Genomic DNA, 9,744 nt, shown 5'->3' with positions numbered 1-9,744 from the left:
TGTGCACGAAAGCAGGTTAAACTAAAAACTTGAAATTATCAGACTTTACAAATCACCCGAACCGAGCTGATAAATCAAGCTACAGGTATTATAAATGCCGATTCATGTAGATGAAACCTATTCAAAACCTGACTTTACACCATGGGGGCAAACATTTGGTAGCGGGGAAAGCGCCCTCTTACTTCGTCCCATCATTCAACCAACCCATTTCACCCCCGCTTCCATGTTTCGCCACACGCTGCTCCTCGTCCTGCTTGCCGGTTCTGCATCGGCCCAAACCCTCGCCCCCGCTGCCGCTCCCGCCGACACGGCCCTGAATACGGCGGCTGCTCCGGCAGGCCGCACGGCCGCCGACACGGTGCGCGCCCTCCACCGCTTGTTTGCCAAGCGCCGCAAAGTGGGCGGCATCCTCACCATGGGCGCCGTGGCCGCCGATGTGGTGGCCGCCGGCGCATCGGCCGCCGCCGAAGGCCGTCCCACCAGTTCCGGTGGGGCCTATGGCCTGGGCGTGGGCAGCTTCAACCTGGGGTTTGGCGGGTTTGCCTTTATCTATGGCGTGGTGGCGGCGCCCGTGATGGGCGTGGGCATTCAGCAGCTCATCGCCTACGGTCCCAAGCGCGAAGCCAAAATCGTGGCCCAATACGAAGCCAACCGCCATTTGCCGACTAAAATTCGCCGGCAGTTGCGCCCCTACCTGCGGTAACGAATGCAGTCGGAGACAGAGGCCATGCCAGCCGCAGCCGATGTCAGGTCCCGCCGTGTAGCTTTGTTGGGAAAACTGTCCTATTTCCAACCAGCTACAAAATCGGCGCAAACGACGTCCATGAAAAAACTTCTACTCAGCGCAGGCCTCGTACTGAGCCTCGGCATTAGCGCCCACGCCCAGCAGCCTGCCGGCCCCGAAACCATGCGCACGCACGCCGACACGGTGCAGGCCCTGCACAACCTCTTCCGCAAGCACCGCACCGGCGGCGTCGTGTGGGCGGGCATCGGCGCAGCCGTGGCCGGGCGCGTGGCCATAGCCAGCGCCTCCGGCGACAGCGGCGGCAATGGCGGCGGCACCGCGGTGGGCATTGGCGTGCTGGGCGGCGTTCCGGCCGCCATTGGCGTGGGCAAGCTCCTGCGCTTCAGCGGCAGCCGCGAAGCAGCGGCCATTGCCGCGTACGACGCCGGCAAGCCCCTGCCCCGCTACGTGCAACGGCGGCTGGTGACAAAGTATTTCAGCCGTTAGCGCTGCCACTTGTCCGGCTTGTCTGCGGGGCTGGGCCACTGGCCCGGCTGCCGGCATCCATCCAGCCGTTTTTCCGGATGCGGCTCACTACCATCATTGCTTCTGCCACCAACGTGCTTTCCCCTTTTAAACTACTCTGTGCTATCGCATTGCTGCTGGGCTCTCTGATTGCCCATGCGCAGGCGCCCTCCACCGCAGGTCCGCCGCCGGTGGCACCAACTACTGCCGCTGCCACGCTTACTCGGGCCGATACCGCCCGCGCCATTCGCAAGCTGTTCAAGAGTCGGCGCGGGGGCGGCATCGGGTGGCTGGCCTTTGGCACGGCGGGCATACTGGCCTCTACCCTGCCGGCCCAGCAAAGCACCAGCGCCGGCGTCTGGACGCCAGGGGTGGTGGCGGGTTCGGCCTTTATGCTCATTGGCCTGAACAAGCGCATCCAGTTCCGGCCGGGCCGCGAGCGGCAGGTGCTGCGCGAGTTGGCTGCCACCGGCCACGTGCGGCCCAGCGTAGCCCGGCGCCTGCGGGGGAATTTTGCTCCTGAGCCCGGCTCGGCTGACGACTACAACCCGCTGCTTGCCAAAGACATTTACACCAGCACTCCGACCACGCCACTCACGCCGGCCCAGTTGCAAGAAAATGCGCGGGCCGACACGCTCCGCGCCATCAGCCGGCTGTTTGAACGCCGCCGCAAAGGCGGGAAAATATGGACCTACGTGGGCGTGAGCGGGGCCCTGGCCCTGGTGCGCGCGCTGACGGCTCCCTCTACCAACGGCAACTCCGTAGACGGTGGCGGGGTGGCCGTGCTGGCGGGAGGCTTTGTGGTTGCCCCGGTGGTACTGGGCGTCTTAAACCTGTCGGCCTACAGCGAAGCCCGCGAAGCGGAGGTAGACCAGCTATATCGCGCCGGGCGGCCCTTGCCCAAAAAAATCAGGCAGCGGCTGAAGAAAAAGGATTTAGAGCCCTATGATTAATAGAAGCACCGCTGGCAGTCACCAGCGGTGCTTTTTCGTGTGCTTGAGTCGCATTACAGAAGGGATTCTTGGGAGTACCGTACCGTATTACGCTGTGTAACTTCCGCCCCGCCGCCGTGGCGGCCGCAGCCAAAGTAGCAGGAGTTTCACAAGTAAAGACTACCTAAGGTCTAGCAAAATCCAATTAAAATTTTATACATTTACATTACGAATCAAGGTTGGCATTAAAAGCTGTGTATATTTCGAAGAACCTGCCCCGGCTTTATGCTCCGCGTCCTCTGCTTTCTGCTACTACTTTCCTTTCCTGTCTGTGGGCAAGGTCCACCTAGTCCTCTGCCAAGCATAACTTCTCCCGCGGTTTCCTCAACTCAGTATACTGCAGCCGACACTGTTGCGGCGTTGCATCAGCTGTTTCGCACACGGCGTGCAGGCGGTATTTTTTTGATTACGCTTAGTCCATTTGCCCTTCTGGTTCCTCCTGCAGCAGGGCTTGCTTACGGCGAACCAGGCCACCTTGGCCCTGCGGTAGTGGGCTTTGGAATAGGGGCTGCCATTTTCGTCCCTGTAGTAAGCTCAGGTTTTCACTTAAAGTCAAAATACTCCAGAAGGACGGAAAAAGCACTTGTTTCTTTATACCAAGAGACCCGTATACTGCCCCAAAAATTTGAGCAAGAGTTAGTGCCTGGACGTTTTCTCCCACTTAAATAATCATCAGCAGTTCCAAAAGTGCTCAAACTTCTGCAGCCTTTACTGAAGGTTCAGCAGCAGGCCCAATGCGTTCTGTGGCCTGGTGGCGCGAATGAGCCGAATAATCTTAATTAAGCCACACCCAGCGCACGCAATTGCACGCTCTGCGCTTCCAGACAGGCCATGGGTTCGGCTTTAGCGGCCATGGGTTCCGCAAAATAGGCTACGGGACTACAGTTGCGCAAAGCCTAGCAGCTTTATGCAAGACTCCCGCCTCCCCCGCCTCCCCCGCCCCGCCGCCGTGGCCGTCGCGGCTGGGGTAGCGAGGGTTTTTATAGGCATGCAGCACAAATCATCAATTACCCACGCGCCGCAGGAGATTAATAGCCATCAAGTAGGGCATGATGAATGGCATTGCGGGAATGGAAACGGCAAAGCTGGCTATTGCCAGCGGCCCAGGCGCGGAAGCAGGCAATGCGCACACCACGCAGCCCCCCACGCTCAGCACCATGTACACCGTGCACGCCGCAGGCCTTAACATTCCGGTCCGCTTTAAAGAAGCTGCAAAAGCCGCTGTAGCCAGATAGAGAAGCGCGACTTCCACGATGCTTATTGACTCAAACAACGCCCTGACGGGCTGGTACCAGTCCGGCCTGGCTGCAGAAGCGGAGGAGGTGAATAAGCGGTACGATTCGGTCAAATAGCTTCCCCAAAAAGCCATATTGACGATAAAAAGCGGAATAGCAATGATTACCGCAGTGCCGCCTAGGACTGAATAGAGGTGTTCGCCCTGCGCTTTTACATATTCTTTTAGCAACATAAACCCGCAGGACGCTAGTATTCCGACAATCATTAAAATGTAATACCGTGCCTGCTGTTCGGTGGCCGTTGCCACCCATTCGGCAGCATTGGCGGGCAAGGGCCCCATGCCCGCGAAAATGGATATGAGCACCCACGGCATAATCAGAAACAAGCCAATGGTTGCGATGCGCTTCTTGTCGGCATCCTGTCCCTGAATACGATGCCCGCCGAGCGTCCACGCCGCTAATAACATTAGGCAGGCATGCAGCAACCAAATGGGCAAATAGATTTTATAGTTGCTATGGCCGAGTGCAAATGCAATAACAAGCCCGAGAAATGGAACCAGCATCAGGTAGATTTGGCTGATGCGCCGCGCAGAAAGATTTGCTTGCATAGATGGCTGCCGTTAGCACGGCTTGTGGATGTAAGGCTAAAGCCCGCGCAGAAAAAGCAAGTTATATAGCTGAAATTAATTGTTGTATTACTAAGCCATTACAACACAAAAAAGCCCCGCCGACTTCACGCCAGCGGGGCTTACCCATTCAAAACTGCGCGATTATTACACCGCCGGCATCTCCACGTTCTCGAACTTCACCGCGCCGTCTTCCAGCACGGCTTCCACCACGGCGTCTTTCGACACGCGGCCGGAGAGGATATCCTTCGACAGCTCGTTCAGAATCACGCGCTGCAACACCCGTTTCAACGGGCGGGCGCCGAACTGCGGGTCGAAGCCCTGCTCGCCGAGGAAGTCGAGTACCTCGTCGGTGGCTTCGAGGCTGATGCCGGCTTCGTGCAGGCGCTGCTGAATCGGGCGGAACTGGATGCCGGCTCACGTAAAGCTATTGCCACAACTCGCGCCTAAAAGCGGAGAAGAACCAGATGAGTTGATTTGCTGCAGCCGAGGCGGAATCAGTTTTTCAACAGCTGCTGGGTAATCACCCCCTCGGCAGCGTATACACGCAGCGTATATAGGCCCACCGGCAAAGCCGGCAAAATCATTTCTTGCTGAATATTTCCGCGTACCACAACCAGCCGGGTGGAATGCATCACTTGGCCCAGCGCATTGAGGCATTCCACCTTCACCGGGGCTTGTTCGCGCAGCCCGCTCAGGGCCAGCGATACGCGTGACGCATTAATTGGATTAGGATAAACACTGATTTTTGCATTGAGCAACTGTGTCGCCGTGCTCAGCGCGCCAGTGCTGGTGCTCATTTTTACCACCCAGATATCTGCAACGCCCCGGCTATTAGCCGTTTTATCGCGGCCGACATTGGAATCAGAAGTCCCGGCCAGCAATAGGTCACCGTTAGCCAAAACGGCCATATTATTGCCAAGCTCATTGCTGGCTCCCCCTACCGATTGGGCCCAACGTTGGCTACCGCTTGGCGCGACGTTGAGGAGCTCTAAATCGGAAGTAGAGGGCGTCTGGGGTGAGGCACGCGTCCTCCCTAATAACGTATAGTCGCCATTGGGCAGTGCTTTGATGTCGATAATCCGGTCAATGGCCGTGCCCGAATAGACGTGGTCCCATTGCTTTGCGCTCATCGCATCGAGCTTGAGCAGCCACAGCCCGCCCCCGCCCTGGCTGACATCGCCGCTGATGGGCGAACCGGAAGAGCCCGCCAACAGCAAGCCCCCGTCGGCGGTGGCCAATAAGGCGTGGGGACTATCGTAGCCGCTGCCACCATATAGCCGGTCCCAGACCTTGTTGCCAGTCGCGTCAAGCTTCACCAACCACAAGTCCTCGTTGCCGTTGCTTGGGCCGGTGACGTCGCCACTCACCGGCCCAAATGGTAAGGCCAGCAATGCGTAGCCGCCGCCGGGAATATTAGCGGCCCCGTATACATAAATGCCGCCGTCCCCGCTAAGCAGGTTGTCCCATTGTTTATTGCCGAGGGCATCAATCTTGATGGTCCAAACGTCCATTGGGCCTCTGGTTGCCATGCTGCGGTCGCCGCTGGGGCCTACCAATGGCCCGCCGGTGTTTCCACTCAGCAGGTAGCCACCGTCGGGGGTTGCAATGGCAGTGTAGAGCATTTCGCTGGCCGCGCTGCCGTAGCGCTTGTTCCATAGCATGTTGCCCTGCACGTCGGTTTTCACCACCCAGTAGTTTCTGTCCCCCCGGGCCGGAGCTGTCACATCGAAGCCGGTGGGCGAATCGGTCCAGCCGCAGAGCAAGTAGCCACCATCGGGCGAGGGCAGCACCTTAATCAGGCGGTCGTCGCCGCTGCCGCCGTAGCGCTTTTCCCAGAGCTTGTTGCCCTGGGCGTCCATCTTGAACATCCAGTAATCCATGCTGGGCGTCGCGCCTGTTGCGCGTTGCGCAATGGTGACTTCGCCGCTAACGCCGGAAATGGTCGAACCGCCCACAATGAAGCCGCCGTCGCTGGCCGGAATAATGCCCGAACAGATTTCCTGGCCGCTGCCGCCGAACGTATAATCGGCTAGCCGGCTTTGGGCCGCCACAGGCGGGCTCATGGCAAAGCCACAGGCTACCAAAAGCGTGGGAACGAAAGTGAGGTAGTTTTTCATCAAATGATAAGAATGATTAGGGAAGGACTTAAGAAGGGATTACCACGAACATGAACTGCTGACAAGACACTGGGACGAAAGGCTGCCGACGTCAGAACAATGATGTAATTAACTCAACTTACTAAATATAGTACGGCTTACATAAAAAAAGCCCCGCCAGCACGACGCTGACGGGGCTTTCCATTTACAAGCTCAATTTACTATTACACCGTGGGCAATTCCACGTTCACGAAGCGGACTTGGCCGTCTTCCAACTCGGCTTCCACCACAGCGTCTTTGCTGACTTTGCCGGAGAGAATATCCTTGCTCAGCTCGTTCAGAATCACGCGCTGCAGCACGCGCTTGAGCGGGCGGGCGCCGAACTGCGGGTCGAAGCCCTGCTCGCCGAGGAAGTCGAGCACCTCGTCGGTGGCTTCGAGGCTGATGCCGGCTTCGGCCAAGCGCTGCTGGATTTGCTTGAACTGGATGTCGACGATGCGGCGGATTTCCTTGCGCTTGAGCGGCTGGAACATCACGATTTCGTCGATGCGGTTCAGGAACTCGGGGCGCATGTGCTGCTTCAGGCGCTCGACGACTTCCTCGCGGGTGCGGTCCACTACTTCGTCGTGGTTGTACTCATTCAGCTCTTTGAAGTTCTTTTGGATGATGTCGGCGCCCGTGTTCGAGGTCATGATGATGATGGTGTTCTTGAAGTTCGCCACCCGGCCTTTGTTGTCGGTGAGGCGGCCATCGTCGAGCACTTGCAGCAGGATGTTGAACACGTCGGGGTGGGCCTTCTCGATTTCATCGAGCAGGATGACCGAGTAGGGCTTGCGGCGCACGGCCTCGGTGAGCTGCCCGCCTTCGTCGTAGCCCACGTAGCCGGGAGGCGCGCCTATCAGGCGTGACACGGCGTGGCGCTCCTGGTACTCGCTCATGTCAATGCGCACCATGGCGTTTTCGTCGTTGAACAGGTACTCGGCCAGGGCCTTGGCCAGCTCGGTTTTGCCCACGCCGGTGGTGCCCAGGAAGATGAACGAGCCGATGGGCCGCTTGGGGTCCTGCAGGCCGGCGCGGGAGCGGCGCACGGCGTCGGAGATGGCCGCAATGGCTTCGGACTGGCCGGCTACGCGCTTGCCCAGCTCGGCTTCGAGGTTGAGCAGCTTCTCGCGGTCCGACTGCAGCATTTTGCTGACGGGAATGCCGGTCCACTTGGCCACGACTTCGGCGATGTCCTCGGAGGTGACGACTTCCTGCAGCATCGAGCCGCCGTCTTTATTGGCGTTGGCCTGGTCCTGCAGCTGCTTCAGCTTCTGCTCGGCTTCCTGGATTTTGCCGTAGCGCAGCTCGGCCACGCGGCCGTAGTCGCCCTGGCGTTCGGCCTGCTCGGCTTCTACTTTGAAGCGTTCGATGGCTTCCTTCTGCTCCTGAATGCCGGTGAGGACGCCTTTTTCGCTTTCCCATCGGGCTTTGAGGCTGTCGCGCTTCTCGCCGAGCTCGGCCAATTCCTTGCTGAGCACGGTTTCGCGGTCCTTGTTGTCTTCGCGGCGGATGGCCTCGCGCTCAATTTCGAGTTGCATGATGCGGCGCTGCACCTCGTCGAGCTCCACGGGCATGGAGTTCAGCTCGATGCGGAGCTTGGCGGCGGCTTCGTCCATGAGGTCGATGGCCTTGTCGGGCAGGAACCGGTCGGTGATGTAGCGCGAGCTCAGCTCGACGGCCGCAATCACGGCGTCGTCGGTGATGCGCACGCCGTGGTGCAGCTCGTACTTCTCCTTGATGCCGCGCATGATGCTGATGGCGTCTTCCTGCGTGGGCTCGTCCACCATCACGGCCTGGAAGCGGCGCTCCAGGGCCTTGTCTTTCTCGATGTACTTCTGGTATTCCTTGAGCGTGGTGGCGCCGATGGCGTGCAGCTCGCCGCGCGCCAGGGCGGGCTTGAGCAGGTTGGCGGCGTCCATGGCGCCTTCGCCCCCGCCGCCGGCCCCGATAAGGGTGTGCATCTCGTCAATGAAGAGCACAATCTGGCCGTCGGAGTCGGTCACTTCCTTGATGACGGCCTTGAGGCGCTCCTCAAACTCGCCCTTGTACTTGGCCCCGGCCACGAGCAGGCCCATGTCGAGGCTCATGATGGTTTTGTCGCGCAGGTTTTCGGGCACGTCGCCGGCCACGATGCGCTGGGCCAGGCCCTCCACGATGGCTGTTTTGCCCACGCCGGGCTCGCCGAGCAGCACGGGGTTGTTTTTGGTGCGGCGCGAGAGGATTTGCAGCACGCGGCGGATTTCCTCGTCGCGGCCAATCACGGGGTCCATCTTGCCGGCGCGCACCTGCTCGTTGAGGTTGCGGGCGTAGCGGTTCAGGCTCTGGTACTGGTCTTCGGCGCTCGGGCTCGTGACTTTGCGGCCCCCGCGCAGCTCCTTGATGGCGGCTTTGAGGTCTTTCTCGTTGAAGCCGGTGTCTTTGAGCAGGGTGGCCACGGCGTCCTTGCCGCCAAGGATGCCGAGCAGCAGGTGCTCGACGGACACGAATTCGTCGCCCATGTCCTTCATGGCCGTGTTGGCACGCTGCACGGCGGCGGCCGCGTCGTTGGCGAAGTAGGGCGAGCCGCCGCTCACCTTGGGGTAGGCGGCCACAATGGCATCAAGCCGCGGCGTGAGGATGTTGAGGTTGGCGCCCAACTTGTTGGCCAGAAACGAAAAGACGCTTTCGTCGCTCTGGAAGAGGCCCTTCAGCAAATGGCCCGTTTCGACGGCCTGCTGCTGGTTGCCCCCGGCTATTTCGGTGGCCTTCTGCACGGCCTCCTGCGCCTTGATGGTGAAGTTTTTAAAGTCCATGTTACTTAGTCTCAGTTAGGTGCTTCGGGTTAGGAAGTTTGTACGAGGGGACTAGCAAACGGGGTGCGAGAAGGCTTTTTCGGACTTTTTGGCGGGAAAAGCCGTTTTTTAGCAAAATCCAAAAGTCAAAAAGTCATGCCATCTGTTCAGAATGAATTAGTCGAATTTGACATCTGCGTTCGGTAATAACGCTTTAATTCTGGCTCGTTCATTTTTATCAAACGAATTAGAATTCATCCAGAATACTTCAACCTGCTTGAGCTTATCGAAGCCTGCTGGCATATTAGGCAGCCTCATTGAATACATACCCACTCTCCTCAAATTTGGGAGATTTTCCATGATTGAAAATGCGGATACCCAATCCATTTCAGGCAAATCACCAAGTCCAAGCTGATGTATTGCTCTTAACTGCCTAAGTTCGACAGGCAGTTTTGAAAGAGGGTTGGAACTCAATGTTAAATCAGATAAACCTGTTAACGTCTTTATTTTTGGCGAAATATACTCGATACTATTTTGTCTAATATCTAAAACTTTTAATCGTTTTAACTCATAGAGCGGCGCTATACCTTCTGCTGTCAAGTTGTTATTCCAAATGGTTAGCTTCTGCAAATGCTTAAGCTTACTCATCTCTTTAGACGGTGTTATGGACTTGTGAGCGAAATTAGCGGGTATGGAAGTTACCCGCCGCGCTTATCCGAGCGACGTCACC

7 protein-coding genes and 1 pseudogene are annotated in these 9,744 nt (G+C 58.2%); 3 read left to right on the top strand and 5 right to left on the bottom strand.

Annotated elements, in window-relative coordinates:
• The first annotated feature begins 223 nt into the window (after positions 1-223).
• The 3 genes from JAO73_RS16775 (at position 224) to JAO73_RS16765 (ending at position 2,202) form a co-directional block, all read left to right on the top strand.
• A complete protein-coding gene (locus JAO73_RS16775) occupies positions 224-703 on the top strand; it encodes a hypothetical protein (protein ID WP_198978305.1) in 480 nt (159 codons plus the stop codon).
• A 120-nt stretch (positions 704-823) separates the two neighbouring features.
• On the top strand, positions 824-1,231 hold the full coding sequence (locus tag JAO73_RS16770; protein ID WP_198978304.1) for a hypothetical protein: 408 nt from the start codon (positions 824-826) through the stop codon (positions 1,229-1,231).
• Between the two features lie 77 nt (positions 1,232-1,308).
• A complete protein-coding gene (locus JAO73_RS16765; RefSeq protein ID WP_198978303.1) occupies positions 1,309-2,202 on the top strand; it encodes a hypothetical protein in 894 nt (297 codons plus the stop codon).
• Between the two features lie 1,042 nt (positions 2,203-3,244).
• Here JAO73_RS16765 and JAO73_RS16760 read toward each other — a convergent pair.
• The 5 genes and pseudogenes from JAO73_RS16760 to JAO73_RS16740 form a co-directional block, all read right to left on the bottom strand.
• Positions 3,245-4,084, bottom strand: coding sequence for a hypothetical protein (locus JAO73_RS16760; protein ID WP_198978302.1), 840 nt, complete (start codon positions 4,082-4,084; stop codon positions 3,245-3,247).
• Positions 4,085-4,249: 165 nt separating this feature from the next.
• Positions 4,250-4,513: pseudogene (locus JAO73_RS16755) on the bottom strand (ClpB D2-like domain containing protein); the annotation flags it as partial.
• A gap of 86 nt (positions 4,514-4,599) precedes the next feature.
• Complete coding sequence (locus JAO73_RS16750; RefSeq protein ID WP_198978301.1) at positions 4,600-6,222, bottom strand: T9SS type A sorting domain-containing protein; 1,623 nt, start codon at positions 6,220-6,222, stop codon at positions 4,600-4,602.
• A 203-nt stretch (positions 6,223-6,425) separates the two neighbouring features.
• A complete protein-coding gene (clpB, locus tag JAO73_RS16745) occupies positions 6,426-9,035 on the bottom strand; it encodes an ATP-dependent chaperone ClpB (protein WP_198978300.1) in 2,610 nt (869 codons plus the stop codon).
• Between the two features lie 156 nt (positions 9,036-9,191).
• Positions 9,192-9,662 (bottom strand): leucine-rich repeat domain-containing protein, encoded by a 471-nt coding sequence (locus tag JAO73_RS16740; protein ID WP_198978299.1) that lies wholly within the window; start codon positions 9,660-9,662, stop codon positions 9,192-9,194.
• Between the last annotated feature and the right edge of the window lie 82 nt (positions 9,663-9,744).

This window comes from Hymenobacter miniatus (assembly GCF_016427455.1).
GTDB lineage: Bacteria > Bacteroidota > Bacteroidia > Cytophagales > Hymenobacteraceae > Hymenobacter > Hymenobacter armeniacus.
This window is presented reverse-complemented; position numbering and strand designations above follow the sequence as displayed.